This window comes from bacterium (assembly GCA_021372615.1).
Lineage (GTDB): Bacteria > Armatimonadota > Zipacnadia > Zipacnadales > UBA11051 > JAJFUB01.
In genome coordinates this window covers 22,536-46,620 of the sequence record JAJFUB010000171.1, presented here as the reverse complement: position 1 = coordinate 46,620, position 24,085 = coordinate 22,536, and the positions used below count along the sequence as shown (strand labels likewise).

The window sequence follows — 24,085 nt, the reverse complement described above, 5'->3', positions numbered from 1 at the left end:
AACAGCAACGGGGCCGCCTCGGCGGCCCCGTTGCGCTGCGTGCAGAGGGTGCGGCTACCAGCGCGGGACGCGCAGGTAGGTCCGCAGCCACTCCGGGTCAATCCGCGGATGCAGGTCGGTGTTGGTGGTCAGGTAGCCGATAAAGTAGTGGTCGTCGAATACCCGGGGCGGGCGGGTCGCATACGGGTTCCACGGGCTGTCGGGGGCGTAGCGGCTGCCCCACGAGCCCTCCGGGTTCCAGATGCACTCGTCCGACCAACGGCTGCCCCACCGCCCCTCGCGGTTCGTGATGGACTCCGGGTCGTCGGTGTCGCGGCTGATGACGCCCAGGAAGGTGTCGTCGGCCCCGATGATCACCGCACCCAGCACATCCGGATCGGACGGAGTGAAGGCGCGCAGGATCAGCGCCACCAGCGGCAGATAGCGCCAGTGGCCGTCATTGTGCCGACCGGACGGCCGGTCGTGGCCATCGTGTCGGGGCGCCGGGCACTGCGGCTGCGGCGGCGCGAAGCCACGGTGGTCGTAGGAGCGGCTGCGTTCGTCACGGGCGGGCGTCTGGCCGGGCCCGTGGCCGCTGGGGGCGTTGGGCTTCGGCTGGCTGTAGCCGGGCGCGTTGCCGGCGGGCGTCTGGCCGGGCCCATGGCCGCTCGGGGTGCTGGGCTTCGGCTGGCTGTAGCCGGGGGCGTTGCCGGCGGGCGTCTGGCCGGGCCCATGGCCGCTCGGGGCGTTGGGCTTCGGCTGGCCGTAGCCGGGAGCATTGCCGCCCTGGCCGAAGGGGCCCGTTGCCGGTGTGCCGGGGGCGTTGCCCGAGGCAGCCGGGCCGTTGCCCTGCGGCCGCTGCGGGGTCGGGGTCGTCTTGCCCCAGCCGCGGTTCGCTGCGGCCTGATTGGCCGGCTGGCTGTGGCTCTGCGCCATCGTCGCGGTCGGCGGCGTGTTCCGGGCGCCCTGGCGGGGCTTGCCAGCGGGGGCGGCCGAGACCACGACGGCCAGACAGAGGGCTGTGAGTACCAGCATGGTGCGTAGCGTCTTCATGTGACTCGGTCCTTTCGTGGGCTGGCCATGGTCTGGCTGCGCGGTGTCTGCGGTCTCTCATGGTCAGGCTTCGTGGCTACTATCAATCATAGTAGACGCACGGGGCTCCGAGCACATTCCGGAGAATCTCGCCGCCCGCGGGTGTGCCGAGTGGGGCACGTCGGTCCGCACCGACCCTGGCGCGGAGGGAATACTGCCCCGGCCCGCGAACAACACCCCCAGCAAGCTGGCCGGACGTCACGCCCGGCCTCGTCAGGGAGCAGACCGATGAAGATCAAGGTTGGCCTTTGTGGAGCCGGGCAGTTCGGGACGTGCTTCGTGCCCGTGTTCCAGCGGCACCCGGATGTCGCCGAAGTGTACCTGGCCGACGTCATACCCGACCGTCTGGCCAAGGAAGCGGCACGCTTCGGCGTGACCAAGACCTTCGACTCGCTGGAGGCCCTGTGCCGCAGCGACTGCGATTGTGTGGCGCTGTTCACCCAGCGCTGGCTGCACGGCCCTCAGGCCGTCCATGCGCTCAAGGCCGGCAAGCATGTCTACAGCGCCGTGCCGGCGGGCGTCACGCTGGAGGAGTTGGACGAGCTGGTGGACACGGTCAAGTCCACCGGGCTGATCTACATGCTGGGGGAGACGAGCTACTACCGGGCACAGACGACGTTCTGCCGCGACAAGTTCGCGGCCGGGAAGTTCGGCGAGTTCGTCTATGGCGAGGGGCAGTACCACCATGACATGGCCCACTTCTACGCCTCGTACATGCACAGCGGCGGCGATGCCTGGAAGCCGACTGCCAGCTTCCCGCCGATGCTCTACCCGACGCACTCCACGGCCTTCGTCCTCGGCGTCACGTTCCGGCGCATGACCGAGGTGTGCTGCTTTGGCCAGGTGGACCTGGACCACCACGACGACGGCGTCTTCCGCGCCGAGACGAGCCTGTGGGGCAATGTGTTCAGCAACGAGTCGGCGCTCTTCCGCACTTCCGACGGGGGCATGGCGCGGGTCAATGAGTTCCGCCGCGTCGGCGCCGGCGACGGGCGCATGACCATCATGGGCACCCGCGCGGCCTATGAGGAACAGCCGGGCCAGGGCGTCTTCACCTGGCTCGACTTCCCCGAGGACTTCGGGCGGGCGAGCGACATCCGGTACCGCGAGGCCGCCAAGCTCGTGCCGCTGCGGCGTGAGGATGTCAGCGGTATCCGCGTGTTCGACGGGGTGGAAGTGACGGAGGAGAACCTGGGCGACCTGCCACGCGAGTACCTGGGCAAGAAGTTCCTGGGCCTCTCGCACGCCCAGCCATGGTGGCAGCTGCCCGTGGAGTTCGCCGGCGTGCCCAACGGCCACGATGGCACCCATGTCTTCCTGGTCAACGACTTCGTGCGCTCGGTCGTGGCGCAGAAGCTCCCGCCCAACCATGTGTGGCAGGCGGCCCGGTACGACGCCCCGGGGATCGTGGCCCACGAATCGGCGAAGCGTGACGGGGAGCGGATGACGATCCCCGACTTCGGCATGCCGCCCGCTGACTGGGCGGTGCTCGATACCACCCGGCCGCTGCAGCCTTAGGCGCGTGTCCCGCCGTTCCGTCTCATCCGCCAGTAGCGCGGGCGGCCTCGCCCGCGTGCGACGACGGTGGGCAGGCGAGGCCGCCTGCCCTACGGGGGAGGGTCGGCCTCTTCGGGGACGCAACACTGGGCGGGCGTCTGGTCATATGACAAGGAGTGCAAAGCAATGCGTTGGATGGAGATGTCAGTGTGGGGGATGCTGGTGGTGGCGATGTGTGCAGCCCAACCGCTGAAGGAATGGACGCTGGCGAACCCCGGCTTTGAGCAGGGCCTGCAAGGCTGGGCCCTCGTGAAGCCCGCGAACGCCGCGAGCGACACGGCCGTTGGCCACACGGGCGCGGCCTCGCTGAAGCTCAGCGCCGAGGACCAGTCGCACCCGTTCGTGGCTCAGTCGGTGAAGGACCTGCAGGGCGGCGCGAAGTACGCACTGCGTGTCTGGGCGCGCGGTGTGAAGGGCGGCCAGACGAAGGCTGTTCTGAAGATCGAGTACTACAACGCCCAGGGCGCGAACACGAAGGGGCAGTACTCGGACGCCGTAACGCTCGACAGCGAGGAGTGGCGGCAGCTCTCCCTGGAGGCTACCGCCGACCCCGACACCGTGCGTGCCAGCCTGCTGCTGCGCCTGATGTCGCCGGGCGAGGCCTGGTTCGACGATGTCAGTTTCGTGATGACCGAGGCGCCGGCGCCGGTAACCACCAATCCGGTGCGTATCGCGGTCGCCGCGGGGCAGGCCACCACGGCGAAGCTCGATGTGCGTCTGCGCGACGCCTGGGACCAACAGCAGCCGCAAGCGGCGCTGACCGGCGGAGCGGGCGGCGCCCTGCCGGCTGCCTCCGCCCAGGCCGAAGCCCGGCCTGATGGCGTGCTGGTGGTGACGGCCACCATCCCCGCGCTGCCGGCCGGCGACTATGCGCTCAAGCTGACCTTCGGCTCGGGCGCGGGGGCCGTCAAGGTGTTCGCCTACGACGTGCGCCGCTCCGCCAACATGACCGAGGACGGGACGCTGCTGGTGGGGGGCAAGCCATTCTTCCCCATCGGCGCCTACCATGTCGGGGTGAACGAGTACCCGCTGCTCACCGAGAACGGCTTCAACGCCGTGCAGGGCGGGAACCCGACGGCGCTGGAGGACTTCCGCAAGCTCCTGGACGAGGGCCTGCGCACCGGGATCATGATGGACGTGCCCTTCTACACCGGGGGCAAGGTGGCCGCCAACCTGCCCAACACGCTGGCCAAGGTCGCGGCCTTCAAGACCCATCCGGCGGTGCTGAACTGGAAAATCATTGACGAGCCGGACCTGCGGCCCGACGTCATGGACGAGGTCGCCAACGCCTACCGGGAGATCCGCGCGCTGGACGGCGCCCACCCGGTGCTGCTGACCATCGCCAGCCCACCCAGCTTCCCCTTCTGGGTCAACTTCTGCGACATGCTGCAGGTGGACCCGTACCCGTTGCCCCGCAACCCGCTGACCCAGGTGTCCGACACCGTCAAGGCCGCGAAGGCGGTGCTGCGGCCGTGGCAGCACCTGACGGCGGTGCTGCAGTGCGGCTGGGTCATGGATCGCGACAAGCCCGCCAACCAGCCGACCTACGAGCAGGCGCTGTCCATGGTCTACCTGGCGCTCATCAACGGGGCCAAGGGCATCAGTTGGTACTCCGTGCACGATCCCGGCTGGGACTTGACCAAGACCCCGCTGTGGGCGCGGATGAAGGAGCTGAACGCGGAGACGGCGCTGGCGGGCAAGCTGGTCACCACCGGCCGGCCACTGCCGCCCGTCACCGTGGACAACAAGGACGTCCAGGCCGCCGCGTGGCAGGCGGAAGTGCAGACCCGGGTACTCGTCACCAACCCGACCGCGCAGCCGCAGACGGTTACGTTGAAGCTGGCGCAGGACGTGACCCAGTGCCGACGGCTGCAGGGCGTCGGCGAGGTCGAGGTGGCCGATCACACGCTGAAGGTGTCGCTGCCGGCGTACGGCAGCGCCACGCTGGCGGCCCAGTAGCCGCCGCCTGCCGCCAAGGAGGTCCGTTCGCTACCGACGGCCAACTCTGGCCGCCGGTAGCTGCTGCTTACTGAATGCTGTACAGGAGAGTGCCATGCCCCAACTGACCGCTGGAGCCGCCCAGGTGGACATCACGCCCGGCCTGGGCTGCCATCTGATCGGCTACTTCAACGACCGCATCGCCGCCAACATCATGGACCCGCTGCATGCCAAGGCCATCGCGGTGTCCAACGGCGACACGACCCTGGGGTTCGTGATCTGCGACCTCATTGTGGTACCCACGAAGGTCGTGGACGCCGCCAAGGCTCTCATCACCGAGCGCACGGGGATCGCGCCCGAGAACGTCCTCATCGCCGGCACGCACACCCACACCGGGCCGGCCATCTCCGGCGCGCTGGGCACGCCGGCCGAAGAGGGCTATGCCGAATGGGTCGCCTCCCGCATCGCCGATGCCTTCGCCCTGGCGCTCAAGCGCCTGCAGCCGGCCCAGATGGCCCATGCCGCCGGGTCGTGTCCCGGCGAGGTCCACAACCGGCGCTGGCACATGAAGGACGGCACGGTGCGGATGAACCCGGGGCACCAGAACCCGGACGCCTTGCGCCCCGCCGGCCCGACCGACCCGCAACTGGGGCTGCTGGTCCTGCGCACCCCCGAGGGCGCGCCCATCGCCGCGCTGGGCAACCTGAGCCTGCACTACGTGGGCGTGCGCGAGGACCACAACGTGATCTGCGCCGACTACTTCGCCGCCTTCGGCCGGTCGCTGAACCGCTGCGCGGGGGCGCAGTTCGTCTGCCCCCTGGCCAACGGCACCTTCGGCGATGTGAACAACATTGACGCCGCCAACCCGGCGCGGGTGAGCCAGGGCATCACGTTCGAGATCGAGCGTGTGGCCAACGTCGTGGCCGCCGAGGCCTGGCGGATCTGGAGCGGCCTGCGCGAGGACGACTTCCGCGACGACGTGCCGCTGGGGGCGCGGCTGGCGCACGTGAACTTCCCCGCCCGCACCCCGACCGCCGAGGAGCTGGCGGCCGCCCGAACGGTCTACGAGAGCGGCGAGAAGTGGGAGGACGCCGAGTGGATCTACGCGCGCGAGCTGGTGCTGCTGGCGGACGAGCCCAGCGAATGGCCCGTGCCCATCCACAGCCTGCGCCTGGGCGACCTGGCCATTGTCGGCCTGCCGGGCGAGGTGTTCACCGAGATTGGCCTGGACATCAAGGCCCGCTCGCCGTTCGCCCAGACGATGAACATCGGCATCGCCAACGGCACCGTGGGCTATGTGGCCACGGACAAGGCGCTCGACGAGGGCAGCTACGAGACGCGGCTGTGCCGGCACGTGCGCGCCCCGCAGGGCACCGGCAAGCTGTGGGCCGACACCGCCGTGGCCGGACTGGAGGCACTGCGCTGATGGCGAAGAGAGGCCAGACGGTGCGCCTGCGCGTCGGGTCGGCGACCCATGACAGCGAATGCGACTTCGCGCTGCCGGCGAACTGGACCGTCACCGTGTGCCCGATGCGCGACCGCCCGGCGATGGCCGAGGCGGACGTGCAGCGGGCCCTCGCGCACCCCGTGGGCGCTGAGCCGATCTCCGTCGCCGCGCGCGGGGCGCGGACCGCCACGCTGCTGGTGGACGACTTCCGGCGCCCCACGCCCGCCGAGTGGCTGTGCCGTCGCGTCCTGGACGAGCTGCAGGAAGCCGGCATCCCGCCCCGGCAGGTCAGCATCGTCCTGGGCAACGGCGCCCACCGGACGATGAACCGGCGGGAAGTGCGCCGGCGCCTGGGGACGCTGTGCGACACGGTCGGGCAGGTTGTATCGCACGATGCCTACAGCCCGCGCGTGACATACATGGGCCTCACCTCGGCCGGCACGCCCGTACTCGTGAATGAGGTCGCGGCCGCCGCTGACTTCTCGGTGACGATCTCGTGCGTCTATCCGCATCGGCTGGTGGCCTGGGCCGGGGGGGCGAAGATGGTGCTGCCGGGCATCTGCCATGTCTCGACGACCCACTTCCACCACGGGCGGCTTACCGGGGGGCCCTGGGGCGGTCCGCCCCGCGAGAACGCTTCCCGTCGCGACATCGAGGAGGCCGCCGCGCTGTTCGGCCTCAACGTGTCCCTGTGCGCCGTCATCAACTCCCGCAAGGAGATGTGTGGCCTTTACGCCGGGGACCCGACCAAGGCCCACCGCGCCGCCATCGCGCTGGCCCGCAAGGTGGGGGACACGCCGATGGCCGAGGCCCACCCGGACCTCATCATCTGCAACGGCTACCCGCTGGATGCCGATGCCACGCAGTACAGCAAAGTCCAGGCGCCCGCGCTGCAGTTCGGCTGCCCGATGCTGCTGCTGAGCGACTTCGCCGACCCCAGCATCTTCCACGGGCTGTACCACGGGCCGCTCAAGGAGTTCAAGAAGCGCCCGCCGCTGCAGCCGGCGCCGCGCACGGACGAGCTGCTGATGAAGGCGCCGGTGTTCTTCTACTCGCCGCAGTATGGCCGGGGCTTCGTCCCGCCGAACCGCGACTGGTACTGCGACAACGACTGGGACCGGCTCATGGCGGCGATGGCCCGGCGCTTCAGGCGCGCGAAGGTGGCGGTCTTCCCCGTCGCGCCGCTGCAGATACCCAGGATCGTGTAGCCCGCCACACCGGCCAGTCGCAGACGGAAGACCATGCCGACCAGCCAGAGTCCCTTCCATTCCGCTCCCCTGCCGCACGTGGGCTTTGCCGGCGCGCTGTCGTTTGCGTTCTATTGGGCGACACGCATGACGGTCCCGCCGGGTTGGACGCTGCAGCCTGGTCGGCGCGACCATGCCGTGCTATGGCTCATCACCGAGGGCACGCTGCATCTGCGGACGCCGGAGGGCGAGAGCGACTGCGGGCCGGGAACGCTTGTGCTCTTCCCCCCGGGGTGCTCGCCACAGGCCGAGAACCGCTCCGACCGGCCGGCCACGCGCCATGTGCTCAGCTTCCAGATGCACGTGTGGGGCGAAGTGGACTTCTTCCGGCTCTATCGCGTGCCGACGGTCTACACGGTCGCCGACCTCGCCGCGCTCGTGGCCCCGTGGGACGAACTGGTCGCGCAACTGCGGGGGCGCGAGGGCGTCGTGACCCTCGGCGCCGAGGGCTGGGCGCGCGTGCTGGTGGATCGCTGGCTCAGCGAGCTGGGGGCCGCCGGGGAGCTGCGCCCGGCCGGTGCAGCCGATGAGCGCCTGACCGCCGCACTGGCGGCCGTGGATGCCGACCTGCGCGGCGGCTGGACCGTCGCGCGGCTGGCCGAGCTGATGCACCTGAGCCCCGTGCGCGTGCGGCAGATCTTCGGCGAAGCCCTCGGCGTGCCCCCGATGCGCTACGTCACGCTCCGCCGCCTGGCGCAGGCCCGCGCGCTGCTCGCCCACACCGACCTGACCTCGGTCGAGATCGCCGAACGCTGCGGCTTCCCCGACCCGCGCCATTTCAGCCGCGTGTTCACCCGCCACACGGGTCTGCGGCCGACGCGTTACCGCGAGCAGATGAGGCTGCAGGACGACTGACGGGGTGCTATCGTCCCGTCCCACCACAACTATCGCCGCGGCCATTTCGGCCCCGGGACGCGCGGCGTATACTCCCACCGTGAACACTGCCACCAGGCACAGACTGGGAGGATCTACCGTGACAACTCAGGAGTTCAAAGACCTCGCCCGGAGCATGGGTGTGGACCTGATCGGCGTGGCGCCGGTCGAGCGGTTCGCGCTCTTTGCCCCGGAGGCCAGCCCGCTGGCCATCCAGCCCCAGACGCGCTCAGTCATCGTGCTGGCCTTCAGCATCCCGCGCGGGTCGCTGCAAGGGATGGAGGTGGGCACGGCCGGCTACACCCTCAACATGGGCATCCCCGGCTCCGTGGCGCTGGAGACGACCTACCAGCTCTGCCGGCGACTGGAGAACGAGGGCTGGGAAGCCACGCCGATATTCCACCAGGCCGGCGACATGCGCGCCCAGGGCGTCAGTGTCGGACCTGACAAGCCCGAGCCAAACGTCATCCTGGAGTTCGACTACGCGGCCCACGCCGCCGGGCTGGGCGAGATCGGGCGCGGCAAGTGGCTGCTGACCCCGGAGTTCGGTCCCCGGCAGATGCTGACGATCATCCTCACCGATGCCGAGTTCGAGGTCGACGCGCCCTTCGCCGGCAGCGTCTGTGACCACTGCGGTGCCTGCGCAGTGGCCTGTCCGGCCGCCGCGCTCAATGCCTCCGAGCTGCATCGCGCTCCGCTGTGTGCCGGTGAAGCCGGCTGGTACCCGCTGCGGATCGAGAACTGCCGCGTGTGCAAGACCGGCATCAGCCGCCTGCCGTACTCCACCGGCTCGGAGCCGTTCCGGCTGGGCGCGGCGTGCGGCCGGGCCTGCGTGGCGCACCTGGAAGACAGCGGCAAGCTCACCCGCAAGTTCGCCTCGCCCTTCCGCCCGGCGAAAGAGGAGGCGTGAGGCCCATGCTGACCAAGGAAGCCCTGCGTGAGTACGCCCTGAACGTCGTCGGCGTGGACAAGCTCGGGGTGGCGAACATCGAGCGCTTCGATGGCGCCCCGCCCGACATGCACCCGCGCAACATCATGCCCAAAGCGCGCTCCGTCGTCGCCTTCGTCAAGCGCATCATCCGCGGCACGCATCGCGGCGTGGACGAGGGGACGCACTACCCGTCGTACCACATCTTCAGCTATGCCGGGCTCAACCACATGCTCGGGGTGGCCAACTACCGGCTGGCGCGGTTTGTCGAGCAGCACGGCCATGACGCCTGCTCGCTCAGCGGCATTGCGACCCAACGCGAGTTCGGGCCGGCCGCGCCCTCGCCCGGCCCCGGTTTGCCGGCACGCGAAGTCGTGGTGCAGCACCGCATCGCCGCGACCCTGGCAGGCCTGGGCGAGATGGGCTGGTCGAAGGTCTTCATGACCCGCGAGTTCGGCCCCCGGCAGCGCCTTGGCCTGCTGCTCACCGATGCCGAGTTGGAGCCCGACCCCATCGAGACCGGCGTGCTCTGCGACCGCTGCAAGCGCTGTGTCGCCGAGTGCCCGGCAGGCGCCATCGCGGCGGACCAGGCCGTCGCCATTGAGGTCGAGGGCCACCGGATCGAGTGGAACGACCTGGACCTGGGGAAGTGCAAGCTGACGCACTTCGGCCTCAACAAGGCCAGCGGTCCGTTCTTCGCCAAGCGCTTCCCCGGTGTGCGCATGGCGATTGGCGAGCAGGAAGTCACGTGGCTGGAGGCGTGGGACCTGGGCCGGACGATGTTCCCGACCATGCCGGCGCTGCAGGCCCTGTCGGCCCACCCTGTGGCAGCCTGCGGCGCGCGCGGCTGCATCATCGGCTGCCTCAAACACGTCGAGAAGAAGGGAACCGTCGCGAACAAGTTCAATACTCGTCCGGTGTTCAGCGAGTCGAAGCCGTGGCGCCTCGACGAGGAGCCGGCGCACCGCGCCGCCGATCACAAGGGACTCGTCTACGACCCGGACGCACCCGCCCCCGAACCGCCGCCGGCCCGGAAGGACGAGGGCTGGTACTGAGGCGCGCGGTCCGGGTGACGGCCGCCTGCCGGGCGGCCCGAAGGAAGGCCTGAGAACGTCATGCTGGAACCCAAGCCCGGCGCGGCGGCATCGTCCGCCGCGCCGTCGTCCGGTCTGCCGGCCGAAGTCATCTGCGACGGGCAGTACCCCCACCACCTCCAGGGCATTGCCGGGAACGCGGTAGACACACTGTACTGGAGCTTTACCGATGTCCTGGTGAAGACCGACCTGCAGGGGCAGGTGCTGGCGCGGGTGGAGGTCCCGACCCACCACGGGGACCTGTGCCTGGCCGGCGACAAGCTGTACGTCGCCTGGTCGAACCAGTTCAACCGGCCGGGCGCGGACTCCAAGGTCTACGTCTACGACGCGGCGGACCTGTCCCTGGAGCGCATCGTGCCCGTGCCGGAGGCGACCTTCGGGGCCGGGGGCGTCGAGGCCCACGACGGCCACTTCTTCATCATCGGCGGCCTGCCCCAGGGCTACGAAGAGAACTACGCGTACGAGTACGACGGCGACCTGCGCTACCTGCGCACCCACGTGCTCCCGAGCGGCTACACCAACCTGGGCATCCAGACGGTCTGCAACCACGACGACCACTGGTGGTTCGGCTGCTACACCGTCGAGGGCAAGAAGGGCCTGCTGAAGGCCGACGGGGACTTCACGCTGGTGGGCATCTACGACGTGTCCCCGGCCATTGGGCTGATCGGGTGGGGCCCGGGGCGCTTCTGGATGGCCGAGCACTTCGGCGAGCAGTGGCACGCCAGGGTAGTGCCGATGGCGCCCGATGAGAAGCTGGGGCTGGTCGCCGCACACTGACAGGGGCGGCCTGCCGCCGCCGCATAACAGGAGATCACCGCATGTACAACCTCCAGCCACGCCATTTGTACGCGATGGACTGGGCGCTGCAGGATGACCGCAACGTCCGGCGTCTGGAGCGTCTGGTCGCCGGCCTGGGCCGCAGCATGTCCGAAGTGCAGGTGCTCACCCCCGAGGACCTGCCGCAGGCCATCCGCGACAGTGGCTGGATCGGCGAAGTCCGTCAGGGCGCCTACCGCGACGTGGGCGACCCGGACTTCCTGTTCACGGCCTTCAAGTGGCTCACGCCCGAGCAGCGGGCTGAAGTGGCGAAGACCGAACTGTACCAGCGGTGCGTGGAGGCGCACGCCGCCTACGGCGACTGCAAGCAGTGGTTCACCGGCGGGCGCATCCTGGCGATGCTGGGGGCCGCGCCGTTCTTCCACTACGAGCTGCGCGACAAGTGGAACCCCGCGCACGTATGCTGGAGCCTGCACGACCTGCACTCCGCCTGGGGCTGCGCCCATCGCTGCTCGTACTGCCAGCGCGGCTCGGTGTACGTGGTGAACCTCAACGTCGAGGAATTTGTGGACAAGGTCGGCGAGTTCGTGGACCAGACGCCCTGGCAGAAGACCTTCCGGTACGATGTGGAGCAGGATGTCTTCGCCCTCGAGCCCGAGTACGGGGCCTGCGAGCTGCTGGTGCGCGACTTCGCCCGCCGTGACGACCGCTACCTGATCCTGTTCACCAAGAGCGCCAACACCGACTTCCTGGCGTCGCTGCCGCACAACGGGCACACGATGATGCTGTGGACCCTGTCCACCCACACCGCCAGCCGCCGGTATGAGGACAAGACCGGGACAATGGAGGAGCGCATCGAGGCTGCCCGCCGCCTGCAGGAGGCCGGCTACACCATCCGCTTCAAGCTCAAGCCGATCATCCCGCACCTGGGCTGGCGCGAGGAGACGACGCAGATGTTCGAGACCCTCTACTCGCGCGTCAAGCCCGACAACCTGAGCATGGAAATGGTGTTTGTGGACAGCGTGGCCGAGCTGGACGAGACGATGGGCAAGGACACGCTCGAGCCCGCCTTCGTCGCCGCCGCCGAGCAGGCCGAGGCGGAGCGCGGCACCTGCTGGCAGCACGTGGTGGATGGCGAGAAGCCCTTCCCCTTCGAGGTGAAAGAGGAGGTCTATCGCCACGTCATCGCCGAGTCGCGTCGCCTGAGCCCCGAGACGCCGGTGACGCTGTGCGCCGAGACCCAGCGCATGTGGGAGGCGCTGGCCGACCTGCTGGATGGCAACCCGTGGAACTACCCGTGCAACTGCGGCCCGCACTGCACGCCACAGCGGCGCCAGATCGAGCAGGTCGGGGGCCCCGACGCCGAGCGCATCGCCCGGGCAGCCGCTTCCGGGGCCATCGGCTAGCGCACAGGCCGCCTACCGCCCCGTCGTCGTGCCGTAGGCCCAGTGCAGGTACTGCTGCACCCACTGGGCCTGCGGGCGATGGTCCTCCCGGTCCAGCCAGCCGCTCTGCAGGATGACGAAGCCCTCGATCAAGCCGCTGCGCGCGAAGGCGACGGCCTTCTGGAACTGCGCCTCCAGCACGTCCATCGGCATCGGCCCGCCCGTGCCGCCGTAGTCATGCAGGAACAGCCCCAGCAGGATGGGCTTGCCGGTCAGGCGGCCGATCCGCTCCAGCTCGGCGCTCATCCGCACCTGCCAGTCGTACGTGTTCCCCACCCAGACCCACAGGTTGATGGCATCGAGGTACGGCAGGTAGGGGAGCAGGTCGGCCTGGTCCTGCCACGTGTAGCGGACCACGGTCAGGCGCAGCGCGTCATTCTCGCTCTTGAGCGCGTCGTAGACCGCGCGCGTCTCCTCGGGGGTCATCTTGGCGCTGGGGCCGTGGAAGTCCAGGTAGTCGTCAATCAGCCCGCCAACGATGTTCGGGCGCGTGCGCGACAGGGCGCTCACCTGCCGCGCGGTCTCGGCATACGCGCCGTGCTGCAGGCCGCAGATGATGCGCTCGCAGCCGGCCAGCGGGTCGAGATGCTCCGGGGTGAGCGTGCCTCGGTCGTGGTTGCTGTTCATGAACACGACATTGGGCGTCCCCAGGTATGCGGCGGCTGTCTCCAGGCTGCAGTACGACCGTCCCACGAACGGCACTTCGCCAGGCACGTCACCGGCGATCATGTAGCCCCACGTCCAGGCCTTGCTCTGCAGGGATGACATAAGCGAACCTCTCTGTCTGTGTTGCGGCTGCGGTACGTGCCCGATCCATGCCAGTAGCGCGGGCGGCCTCGCTTCCGTTCGTCAGTAGCGCGGGCGGCCTCGCCCGCGCGGATCAGGGCCGGGGCAGGCGAGGCCGCCTGCCCTACTGCTGCTGGTCGGCTGTCGCCCGTGCTACTTGACCACGACGGCCGCCGCCTCGCCTGGCTGCAGCGTCAGCACCGACCGGCCCGCCACTGTCGTCGGCGCCGGGCCAAGCAGCGACTTCGCCCCCGGCGTCTCTATCCGCCTCGCATTCAACTCGTCGTAGTTGACCAGCACATACAGGCGGCCTCGCGGTGACTGCCAGGCCCACTGGCGCATCGTCGAGGTCCCCGTGTTGAAGGGCGAGACCTCGAAGCTCTGGTCCCCGACCTTGACCGTGCGGGTGCGTTCGGGGACGGTGTCCAGCTTGAGGCCCTCGATGCGCGTGCCGCCCTGGACGTACGGCTCCAGCAGCGCGATCTCGCGCAGGCCCTGGCGCAGGGCGTTCAGGTACTCCCCGTCCAGCGACTCGATCCCCACCCACAGCACCGCGCCCGCCCCGCCACTGGCGGCGGTCACCAGCAGATTGGTGCGCAGTTCCTGGGCCGTGGGGAAGACCGGCGGCACGGCCAGGTCCGAAGCCAGCACGAAGGGGATGACGGGGGCCTTCGTGTTCTCGCAGGTGGAGCGGATGGGATCGGCGTAGGCCAGCCCCACCGTGTAGATCATAGGCGCGTGGAAGGCCACGTCGGGCTCGAACTGGCGGATGTCCATGCCGCGCCTGGCGGTCCAGTCGTCGTACTGCGGCCCGCACAGCCCCACCTGCACCCTCGGGTTGGCCGCGTGGATGGCGGCGCAGTGGTTCTTGACGATCTGCCCGTTCTGGGCCGCCCGGAAGCGCCCCCAGGCATCGTCGGGCAGTTCCTGGATCTGCCTGGGCGACAGGGCGGCCACCTGCTCAGGCGGCAACTTCGCCCACGCCGCGAACGCCTTGCGGCATCGCTCGCAGAAGCAGCAGTTGAACACCGGCGGCTCGAAGTTGATGATGAGCCGCGTCGTGTCGCGCTCGATGCGCGCGCGGTACGTCTCGCACAGGCTCGACCACCAGGGCTCGGCCCGCTCGGCCTGCGCCTGCGGGCACATCAGGCGCGAGGGGCCCTTCGGCTCTTCGTACACCAGGGGGAAGCCCTCTCCGCCCTTCTGGCTGTAGCCGTCCCAGAGCCATTCCCACGTGTGGAACCCCTGGCGCTCCAGCTCCTGGTCAATCGGGTGGCACTCGCGCTGGTGGCTGGCCAGCGCCAGCCCACCCTCGATCCCGGCATAGGCGAGACTGTCGAGCACCGCCTGCCGCTCCTGGCGCGTGGGCAGGCGCAGGGCGTCGGTGTGCTGGGCATAGAGCGGGAACGACGGGACGCGGCTGAGCTTCCCCTCGGCGCGGGGCTCCAGTTGGGCGGGCAGCTCGTGCCACGGCCCCGGCTTGCCCGCGCACTCGGTCTGCCAGCGCCACGTGAACGTGCGCGGGCAGCCCGCCCCCGGCTGCACGTAGATGAAGTGGTAGGCCGTCCATTCCGGGCCGGTGGGCTTCAGCCGGGCCGTGAGTTGCTCGGCGCGGATCGGCAGCCGCCACCGCAGGGCCGCCGCGCCGTCGCGGGTGGCGCGCTCGGGCTTGATATCCACCGCTTCCGGGATCGTCTCGCGGCTGCACACCACCGGCCCGCGCACCGTCACCTGCGGCGGGGTCTCGACGATCAGGACCGGCTCCTTCACCTCGTCCTTACGCCCCCAGAAGAACATCGCGGCCGGGTTGACCGCGCCGGGCAGCAGGTGCAGCGTGTTGTCCGGCCGCCGCTGGGCAGGATACCACATGAGCTGCAGCGGAGAGCCGTCGTCCGGCGGTGTGGGGCGCTGCTTCACCGCTGCCTCGGAGATGGCGTCGGGGCTGATTTCCTCCAGCACCAGGTCGTCGAACCAGGCGTAACCGGGCGCCTCCCACAGCTTGCACTGCAGGCGGCCCCAACTGGCATCGGGGCGGGTGCGGAAGGTGACCGTGCAGGTCTGCCAGTCCTGCGTGCCGCCCAGATACGGGCTCACGTGCCAGGAGGCCGGGGCCTCGACGCCGTTCTCGTACAGAATCACGTAGGCACGCCCGCGCGCCTGCACGTTCACGCGCATCACCCTGAACTGCAGGCGGTAGCAGGTGGAGGGCTTCAGGGGCAGGCGCGGCCCGTAGATCCAGGTGGCCCGGCCGCCGGCCTCCTTGACTTCCAGGCGGATTGAGTGGCCGCCAGCGGGCTCGGAGGCGTCCCAGGCCCCGCTGACGGCGCCCCGGGTGGCCGAGAAGCTCCACCCGATCGGCTGGCCCCCCTGGGCTTGCTCGAAGCCTTCCTGCCAGGCCGTCTGCCCCACGGCGAGAGTCAGGGAGGAGAACAGACACAGAACGCTGAAGCTGCGCCACATTGTGGAGTCCCTCGGGGTGGTGGTTGGCGAGGCCGAGACGGGTCTGGCCGCCACTTCGCGCCGGGGGCCCTGCGGACCTCCGGCCTGGTCGCGCGCCGGGGATGACAGCGTTGCCGATGAGGAGCAGAGACATGGATGACTATCGCCGCCAGGCCGAGCACTTCCTGACCCAGGAGACGCAGTTCCACCTGGGGATGCTGCCGACCGAGCAGTCCCACCCCCGGACCCGCGGGCTGGCCGAGACGCTGCAGGAGGACTGCGCGGCCGGGGTGCGGCTGCTGCAGGGGGTGGATCAGGATGTCGCGGCCCTGGCGCACCGGGTATTGGCCGGCGACGCCGTGGCACAACTGGTAGACGCGCTGACCGAGGCCATCGCCGGCGGTCACCGCGTGTGCTTCTCCGGTTGTGGCGCCACGGGACGCCTGAGCATCATGCTCGAAGCCATGTGGCGGCACTTCTGGCTGAACCTGGCGCAGCAACAGCCCACGCAGGCGGCCCTGGCGGCGAAGCTGGGCGATCAGGTCGTCAGCATCATGACCGGCGGCGACTACGCCTTGATCCGCTCGGTCGAGGGCTTCGAGGACTACCTCAGCTTCGGGCAGCAGCAGGTCATCGAGGCGGGGCTGAGCGCGGGCGATGTGCTGGTGGCCATCAGCGAGGGCGGCGAGACCTCCACGGTCAACGGCACGCTGCTGGAGGCGGGGGAGAGAGGGCAGCGCCGCTTCTTCGTCTTCAACAACCCGGCGGACATCCTCAGCGCCCATATCGAGCGCTCGCGCCGCGTCATCGAGGACCCCGGCGTCACCGTGCTCGACCTCGCCACCGGCCCCATGGGTGTCGCGGGCTCGACGCGGATGCAGGCGACGACGGCAGAGCTGCTCGCCGTCGGCTGCGCGCTGGAGCAGGCCCTGCTGCGCCTGCTGCCGCAGGTCCTGCCCGCTGCGGCCCTGGAGGCCCTGCCGGCGGCGTGGCTACAGCCCGTGGACAGCGCGGCCCGGTTCGCAGCGTTGCTGGATGATCTGGCCGCTCCCGAGGCCGTGGCTGCCATCGCCGCGTGGGTGGACCTGGAGCACGGCCTGTACGCCGCCGGAGGGCGCATCACGTACTATGCCGGCGACTGCCTCCTGGACATCTTCACGGACACCACTGAGCGCGCGCCCACGTTCATGCTGCCGCCCTTCCGCAAGTCCGATGATCTCGTCTCCCCGCCGTCGTGGGCCTTCGTCAAGGACCCGGTGCGGGCGACGCCGGAGGCCTGGCGGCATGTGCTGGGGCGCGAGTCGCGCTGCCTGGACTGGACCCCGGCCCGCTATGGGGCCCTCGGGGCCTCCCTGCGGATTGTCTCCAACCCGCCGGCCCTGAGCGGCGCCGAACTGCTGAAGTTCCTCATCGGCTGCGAGCCCGACCCCTCCCGCACCGATGTCGAGCCGAACGCCGCCATGCGGGTGCTGTTGTCCCATGAGACGACGGCGCCAGGCGCAGGGGTGTGGCAGGCGGCCTTCGCCGAGGCGGCGGAGCCCTTCGGCCGCAAGCTGGCTGTCACCATCGGAGAAGCCGGAGCGGACCTGGGCGGGGTCGAACAGGCGCTGCACGTGCCCTGCCGCCTGACAGCCACGCCGCTGGGCCTGTGGGACCGCCTCGCCGCCAAGCTGGTGCTGAACACGGTCTCGACCGCCACCATGGGCCGCCTGGGGCGGCTGGTGAGCAACTGGATGGCGAACGTCGAGTGCTCGAACAAGAAGCTCATTGACCGCGGCACGCGGCTCGTGTCCGAGCTGACCGGAGTGGACTACGAGACGGCCTGTGTCGAGCTGCATCGCACCATCGCCGAGCAGCAGGCGAACGCCCGGCCCGGGCAGGCGCGCACCTCCCCGGTGGCCGAGACCGTGCGCCGCCTGGGGCGCGTGTAGCCGACCCCATCCGTGCCGACAGGAGAAACCATGTCTACCGAGAACCCCTCCCTGACCTGGAGCCCCGAGGGAACGCCCACCGAGGCGGTCGCGATGCTGCGCTGCCTGGGCGAGGAGTACCCGCTGTACGAGACCGCCGCCGCGACCGTGCGCCTGATCCACGAGCCCGACCGCCCCGGCTATGCCATCGAGCGGGCCGGGGGCGTGGCCACCGTGCGCTATGGCCCGCTGTCGCAGGCCGGCCGGGCGCTCGGGTCGCTGCTGGCGGGGCTGGATGATGACACCGGCTCCGCGCCGGCCTTCACCACGCTGGGCATTCTGCTGGACTGCGGCCACAACTGCACCGTGACCTCGGGGCACTTCCGCACGTGGCTGCGCCGGCTCGTGCTGCTCGGCTATGACACCGCCATGGTCTACACCGAGGCCGGGTACCGCCTGCCGGATGAGCCGGCCTTCGGCTACCAGCGCGGCTCATACACACTCGCCGAGATGCGTGAGCTGGATGAGTACGCCGCGACGCTCGGGATCGAGATGATCGGCAGCATCCAGGCGCTGGGGCACCTGGAGCAGGCGCTCAAGTGGCCGCCCTATTCCGGTGTCCGCGACACGGAGCATACGCTGCTGGTGGGCGACCCGGGCACGGCGGTGCTCGTGGACAAGATGGTCGGCTTCTGGGCCAAGGCCTTCCGCAGCCGGCGGCTGCACGTGGGCATGGACGAGACGTATGACCTGGGGCGCGGGCGCTACCTGGACAAGCACGGTTACCGGCGCGGGCTGGAGACCTACGCCGAGCACCTACAACTCGTGGCGCGGACCTGCGAGCGGCATGGCGTGCGCCCCATGGTATGGTCCGATGTGCTCTTCCGCCTGGCCGGTGGGACGACCCACTACGACCAGAAGAGCCGCATCCCCGATGAGGTGCGTGCCGCGCTGCCACGCAACGTGGACCTGGCGTACTGGGACTACTACAGCCCCGACCCGCAGCACTACCGCGACCGCATCGAGGCCCATCGCGCCCTGGGCTATGAACCCGTGATGGCCTCGGGCATCTGGAGTTGGCCGACGCCGTGGCATGACTGGCGGCGCACCGAGCAGTTCGGCGGCGCGTGCGTGACCGCGTGCCGCGAGGCCGGCCTGCGTGAGATGACCTTCGCCCTGTGGTCCGATGACGGGGCGTTCTGGGACGTGGACTCCTCGCTGGCCGGGGTGGCCCTGATGGCCGAACAGTGTCATGGCGACGGGACGGTGGATGAGGCGGTCCTCGCGCGGCGCTTCGCGGCCGTGTGCGGGTCGGACCTGGCGGCCCACCGCGAGGCCTCGCGCCTCAACGACCGGCTGCAGGTGTGCAGCGTCCTGTGGGACGATCCGCTGCAGGCGATGTACCTGCGGCACGCCGCCAAGGACGGCACGGACGCCTTGCGCGAGGCGGCGGAGCACTACCGCGCAGTGGCGGCAGCCCTCGCGCCCCATGCCGGCGACACAGCTGCGGGCGACCTCGGTCATGCCGCGCTGGTGGCGCGGTTCCTGGCGGCCAAGACGGCCCTGGCAGCGAAGCTGTTCGACGCCCACGATGCGCGCGACCGAGCGGCCTTGCAGCCGCTGGTCGGTGAGGCGACGGCCCTCGCCGAGCTGGCTGAGGACCTGGGCGCCTCCTTCCGCCGGCGGTGGCTGGCGTGTTGCCAGCCCTTCGGCCTGGAGGTCATCCAGATCCGCTTCGCCGGGCAGACGGTGCGCTACCGCGAGCTGGCCCAACGCCTCGGGGAGTTCCTCGCGGGCGAGATCAAGGGGGTCGCCGAACTGGACGAGGCGGCCCGGGGCGTCTACCTGCCCGAGCGCTCCCTGAGCTACCGGGCGCTGGCCAGCGGGGCGCGGGTGTTCTGACGCGCGCGGTGTGCCGGTGAGCCATGCGGGTTGGAGGACGAACCCGCCCACGCGGAGTGACTTGGTCGGAGGGTGAACCCATGAAGACGCAACAGCTCCTGGCAGCTTTCGGGCTGCTGATAGTGGTAGCCCTGCCTGCCCAGGCGCAGCAGCTCATCGCCTCGGGAGGGCTGAAGTTGGGCCTCGGGCCCGACGGTGCCGTGACCAGTCTCTCTGTGGGCGACAAGCCCTGGCCACTGACGCAGGGGGCGCTGTCCGGCTTGCTCCTGCGCGACGCGGCCGCTGACGGGCAGTTCGTGGCGGCCGGTGGCGCGGTCGCGACCGCCGAGGGTGGGCTGCGCCAGGCCGGCACGAACGCCGCGCTCAAGCTGGACTTCGCGGCCACCTACCGCGCCCGCCCCGGCGCCGTGGAAGTGCAGGGCTTCGTACACGACCTGTCGGGCCAGGACCGCGCGATCACCGTGCGCTTCGCCCTGCCGGTCCAGGCGGCCGGCGGCGTGTGGTGGCAGGACCTCCTCAACCAGGAGCCCATTGCCGGTGGGAGCTATGCCAACCTGCACCACACCGGCGTCGGGGCCACCGGGAACACCTCGGCCTTCCCCTGGGGCGCGATCTCGGCCGCGCCGGGGGAACTGTGCCTCGGCGTGCCGATGGACCGCTTCGTCGTGCACCGCCTCGCCTACGACGGGGCTGCGCAGTGCTTCACGCTGGACTTCGACTTCGGCCTTAGCCCGCTGACGAAGGCCTTCCCCTCGCGGGCTGACTTCTCGCTTGTCATCTACACCCCCGACGCGCGCACCGTCGCCGGCGCGCGGCAGGGCTTCCGCGCGGCTACGGCCGCCTACTACGCCCTCTTCCCCGAGGCTTTCGCGCGCCGGAGCGAGAAGGAAGGCCTCTGGATGCCCTTCACCGACATCGCCAGGGTGCAGGACCCCGAGGACTTCAACTTCGCCTTCCAGGAGGGCGCCTCGAACATCCCGTGGGACGAGGCCCACGGGATCTACAGCTTCCGCTACATCTCCCCGCACTGGGCCATGCTGTGGATGCCCGAGCGGCAGGAGAAGCCGACGCCGGAGTTCGTGCAGCAGAAGCTGGCCGAGGACCTCAAGTCCGACAACCCCGCCACGCGCAAGGCCGCCCAGATCATCATGAACTGCGCCGGGCGCAACGCCCAGGGCGGGCTGCAATACACCGTCGGTCAGGCCCACTGGGCGCCGCACAAGACCGGCTACCTGGGCTGGTATGCCATGTGTCCGGCCAACGCCGACCCGGACCTGGGGCAACTGGGTAAGGGCCCGACGACCGGCACCGAGACCATGGCGTCGGTGGACCGCGACCTCGCTACCTACAACAAGCCGGGCTCGTTCCTGGATGGGTTCTACTTTGACGGGGTGGATGAGCGGCCGCTGGACAACTACGCCGCCGAGCAGTTCGCGTTTGCCTCAGCACCCCTGACCTTCAGCCCCGACACGAAGCGCCCGATCCTGTGCGGGGCCTTCAGCTCGTACAAGTTTCTGCAGCGGGTCGCGGACAAGATGCATGCCTCCGGGCGGCTCGTGATGGCCAACGGCATCCCCTCGCAGTTCCCCTTCTCGCTGCAGTACCTCGACCTGGGCGGCTCCGAGCAAGAGCCCTCCATCGAGAGCCCGCCGGTCCGTCTGAGCTACCTGACCTACGCGCGGGCCCTGATGTACCACAAGCCCCTGGTGCTGCTGTACAAGCCGCGCCTGGAGGAGCGCTTCGACCGCGACCTGACGCCGTATCTCGTGGACTACATGCACGCCTGCCTGCCGTACGCGGCCGAGCCCAGCCTGTTCATGATCTTCAGCAACACGGACCCCAGCTTCTACTACAACTTCTGGGAGCGGCCCGACTGGTACAATAAGTATCGTTCGCTCTTCATCGCATACGCCCCGCTGGTCAAGCGGCTGGCGCTGGCCGGCTGGGAGCCGGTCACGGGCGCCGCCGCCAGCGACCCGAGCATCGTCGTCGAGCGCTTCGGCAAGTTGGTTCCGCACCTGGTCGCCTACAACCCCGCCCGCGAGGGCGCCCCGATCACCTTCGACCTCGATGTGGACCCGCCGACCCCGCCGCGGCCTGCGGAGGGCGGCCCGCGTCTGGAGGGCATGCCGCTGCGGCCCCTCACCGGCGCAGTCAACCTCGTGGACGGAACAGCGGTGCCCCTCACCCGGCGCGAAGGGGGCGGCGCGCGCGTACGCCTGACCCTGGCGCCGCGACGGGCGGCCGTGCTGGCCTTCGCGTCGGCGAACCAGCAACTGGCCTCCTTCGACCTGGGCGAAGCCGCGCGCTATGGCGCCATCGCGCAGTCGCGCCTGCGGGAGCGCCTGAACCCCACGGTGGCGATCAACTTCGAGACCGATCCCGGCGACACCGGCACCCCGACGGGCTTCGCTCCGTACCGCGAGGGGGAGGTCGTCTTCGCCTCCGACACCAAGACGGTGCATTCGGCCCCCCGCGCCACGCGGGTGACGATGGCCGGCAAGGCCCGCGCGGTGCAGTCGGTCAACCTGCCCGTCAAGGGCGGGCGCAAGGTCCATTTCTCGCTCTGGGGCAAGGCCGAACTTCCGACACCGGGGTCGCTGAGCTTCTACATCCGCTGGAAGGACGCCGCCGGCAAGGACACCCCGGCCGTGAATAGCCCCTCGATCAGCGCCACGGGCGACTGGCAGCAGATCGAGCTGGACGCGACCGCCCCGGACAATGCGGCCTCGGTCATGTTCGCCCTCGTCGGCACCCACCAGGGCGAGGGCACAGGCACGCTCTGGTTCGATGACCCGAGCATCGTCACCGTGGGCGACGATGGGAAGCAGACGACGCTGCTGCCGGTGGCGCCCGTCGCGCCGTCGGCGGCCGATGAGAAGCTGACGACGGCGCTGCAGCAACGGGCCGACCAGTTGCGGCAGCTTGCGGCCTCGGCGCCCCGGACCGCCGACGCGACGCTGTGCGGGCAGGTGCTGAATCAGGCCGGACAACTGGATCAGCAGGTCGCCGGTGTGCGCCGCGACACGCCCGACTACGGGGGCATTGCCTCGGCCCTGGAGGCGAGCGCGGGTCGTCTGCGGCGGGCGGGCGGGATCCTCGCCGGCTGGCAGATGACCCTCACCGGCGGCGGCCAGGTCGCGCTGGGCGAGCAGGCGGCGTTCCAGGTGACGGTCCAGGCCGGGCCCGTGGCGCTGCAGGAGGTCCAGGTCAGCCTGGCCGCTGGCGGCCTCGGCCCGGGAGCATTCAGCCTGGCGCCGCGCCAGACGCGGACGCTGCAGTTCGTCGTCAGCCCCCAGGGGGGCGTGGGCAGCGGGGAGCGCGTCGGCGCAATCGCCCGCGCCCGGGTCGCCGGGGGCCAGACGCTCAGCCTTGAGCGCGACGCCTCCTACACCGTGGTCTCGCCCTGCGAAAGCTCACTGACGGACGAGGGGCAGGATGAGACGGGACGGGTGCGTCGGCTGCTGCTCGTGGCCCGCAACACACGGCGTGAGCGGCCGCTGGCAGTGCGCGTGGCCGTGACCGCCCCGCCGGGCTTCAGCTCCTCGGTCACTACCGAGACGGTCGAGATGAAGGCGGGAGCGGAGCTGAAGCTGCCGATCGTCCTGACCGCCGGCGCCGACCTGCAGACCGGCTGGCGCGAGACGACCGTCAAGGTGTCCTGGGAAGGCGGCGAGCAGGACCACCAGTATGCCCAACTCTATATGCCTGCGGCCGCGAACCTGCTCAAGAACGCGGGCTTTGAGGAAACGCAGGGCGCGACGGCTGCCAACTGGCGCGCCTACGGCAAGGGCGGCTACGTGCTGGACCCGCAGGTGAAGCATGGGGGGCAGCAGGCCATCCGGGCCACCGGCGCCGACGCCGGTGCGGTGCAGGCGATCGTGCTCAACCAGACCGTCGCGCGGCCGCTGGTGCTGCGCGGCTGGAGCAAGCATGAGAAGCCAGGGGGCGGCGCCGAGCAGGTGATGACCATCGGCCAGACGGAGCAGGCGCCGACCCCGAGCGCCGCCCGCTCGTCCGACTACGCGCTCTACGTGGACCTGCACTATGTGGGCGGGGGCGCTCTATATGGGCAAGTCGCGACCTTCGACCGCAACGCTGCGGGGTGGCAGTTCGCCGAGAAGGTCATCCATGTGAGCAAGCCCGTCAAGGACGCGACGCTCTACCTGCTGCACCGCAACCAGCCGGGCACGGCCTGGTTCGACGATGTCTTCCTGGCCGAAGCCGACCCCGACCTGGCGCTGCTGCCGGGGGTCCAGGTGACCGCGGACAGCAGTTACAGCGGCTACACGACGGCGCCCCTCACCGATGGCGTGACCGACACCGAGGGCGTGGCGTGGGACAAGGCCGCCTGGGCCTCCGCGGACAGCAAGGGGGAGCACTGGGTGGAGTTGACCTTCCCGCAGGAAGTCACCCTCAAGACGGTGCTCATCTACTGGGCGATTGATCTGGCGAACACCTGGACCTCGCGCAGCTACGCGGTGCAGGCCTTCGTGGACGGGGCATGGCGCGACGTGGCGACCGTGGCCGGTCAGGGCGGCCGCGACATGTCCGTGCACAGCTTCCCGCCGGTGGAGACGAGTCGTCTGCGCCTGCTGCAGGCCCCCGGCGGCGGCAACGCGGCCCGTCCGAACATCCTGTGGCTGCGGGAGATCGAGGTTCTGTAGGGCG

The 24,085-nt window shown here is 70.1% G+C and carries 15 protein-coding genes; 12 read left to right on the top strand and 3 right to left on the bottom strand.

Annotated features, from left to right (window positions below):
• Positions 1 to 54: 54 nt before the first annotated feature.
• On the bottom strand, positions 55 to 1,032 hold the full coding sequence (locus LLH23_24035) for a hypothetical protein (GenBank protein ID MCE5241546.1): 978 nt from the start codon (positions 1,030 to 1,032) through the stop codon (positions 55 to 57).
• Between the two features lie 267 nt (positions 1,033 to 1,299).
• On the opposite strand from LLH23_24035, the gene LLH23_24030 reads away from it, so the two are divergent.
• From LLH23_24030 to LLH23_23990, 9 genes are all read left to right on the top strand, one after another.
• Positions 1,300 to 2,589, top strand: coding sequence for a Gfo/Idh/MocA family oxidoreductase (locus LLH23_24030; GenBank protein MCE5241545.1), 1,290 nt, complete (start codon positions 1,300 to 1,302; stop codon positions 2,587 to 2,589).
• Between the two features lie 165 nt (positions 2,590 to 2,754).
• The gene (locus LLH23_24025; GenBank protein ID MCE5241544.1) at positions 2,755 to 4,587 is read left to right on the top strand and encodes a carbohydrate binding domain-containing protein; all 1,833 of its coding nucleotides are present in this window, start codon (positions 2,755 to 2,757) and stop codon (positions 4,585 to 4,587) included.
• Between the two features lie 94 nt (positions 4,588 to 4,681).
• The gene (locus LLH23_24020) at positions 4,682 to 5,992 is read left to right on the top strand and encodes a hypothetical protein (GenBank protein ID MCE5241543.1); all 1,311 of its coding nucleotides are present in this window, start codon (positions 4,682 to 4,684) and stop codon (positions 5,990 to 5,992) included.
• Positions 5,992 to 7,221, top strand: coding sequence for a lactate racemase domain-containing protein (locus LLH23_24015; protein MCE5241542.1), 1,230 nt, complete (start codon positions 5,992 to 5,994; stop codon positions 7,219 to 7,221). The genes LLH23_24020 and LLH23_24015 overlap by 1 nt, the downstream gene beginning before the upstream one ends.
• Before the next feature lie 33 nt (positions 7,222 to 7,254).
• Entirely contained in the window at positions 7,255 to 8,115 is an 861-nt protein-coding gene (locus LLH23_24010; protein MCE5241541.1) for an AraC family transcriptional regulator, read from the top strand.
• Positions 8,116 to 8,233: 118 nt separating this feature from the next.
• A complete protein-coding gene (locus tag LLH23_24005) occupies positions 8,234 to 9,043 on the top strand; it encodes a hypothetical protein (GenBank protein MCE5241540.1) in 810 nt (269 codons plus the stop codon).
• A gap of 5 nt (positions 9,044 to 9,048) precedes the next feature.
• On the top strand, positions 9,049 to 10,116 hold the full coding sequence (locus LLH23_24000) for a hypothetical protein (protein MCE5241539.1): 1,068 nt from the start codon (positions 9,049 to 9,051) through the stop codon (positions 10,114 to 10,116).
• A gap of 60 nt (positions 10,117 to 10,176) precedes the next feature.
• Positions 10,177 to 10,932: a hypothetical protein gene (locus tag LLH23_23995; GenBank protein ID MCE5241538.1), complete on the top strand. Its 756-nt coding sequence runs from the start codon at positions 10,177 to 10,179 to the stop codon at positions 10,930 to 10,932.
• A gap of 41 nt (positions 10,933 to 10,973) precedes the next feature.
• Positions 10,974 to 12,338 carry a radical SAM protein gene (locus tag LLH23_23990; GenBank protein ID MCE5241537.1) on the top strand — a complete coding sequence of 455 codons (1,365 nt, stop codon included), beginning with the start codon at positions 10,974 to 10,976 and terminating at the stop codon, positions 12,336 to 12,338.
• 12 nt (positions 12,339 to 12,350) lie between these two features.
• Here the strand turns inward: LLH23_23990 and LLH23_23985 are convergent, their stop codons facing one another.
• The gene (locus LLH23_23985) at positions 12,351 to 13,145 is read right to left on the bottom strand and encodes a hypothetical protein (GenBank protein MCE5241536.1); all 795 of its coding nucleotides are present in this window, start codon (positions 13,143 to 13,145) and stop codon (positions 12,351 to 12,353) included.
• 171 nt (positions 13,146 to 13,316) lie between these two features.
• A complete protein-coding gene (locus LLH23_23980; GenBank protein ID MCE5241535.1) occupies positions 13,317 to 15,623 on the bottom strand; it encodes a hypothetical protein in 2,307 nt (768 codons plus the stop codon).
• A 131-nt stretch (positions 15,624 to 15,754) separates the two neighbouring features.
• On the opposite strand from LLH23_23980, the gene LLH23_23975 reads away from it, so the two are divergent.
• The 3 genes from LLH23_23975 to LLH23_23965 all read left to right on the top strand — a co-directional run bounded on the left by LLH23_23975 (position 15,755) and on the right by LLH23_23965 (position 24,081).
• The gene (locus LLH23_23975; protein MCE5241534.1) at positions 15,755 to 17,533 is read left to right on the top strand and encodes a sugar phosphate isomerase; all 1,779 of its coding nucleotides are present in this window, start codon (positions 15,755 to 15,757) and stop codon (positions 17,531 to 17,533) included.
• A 30-nt stretch (positions 17,534 to 17,563) separates the two neighbouring features.
• Positions 17,564 to 19,414 carry a beta-N-acetylhexosaminidase gene (locus LLH23_23970; protein MCE5241533.1) on the top strand — a complete coding sequence of 617 codons (1,851 nt, stop codon included), beginning with the start codon at positions 17,564 to 17,566 and terminating at the stop codon, positions 19,412 to 19,414.
• Between the two features lie 80 nt (positions 19,415 to 19,494).
• Positions 19,495 to 24,081, top strand: a complete 4,587-nt coding sequence (locus LLH23_23965; GenBank protein ID MCE5241532.1) for a discoidin domain-containing protein — start codon at positions 19,495 to 19,497, stop codon at positions 24,079 to 24,081.
• Positions 24,082 to 24,085 lie beyond the last annotated feature (4 nt).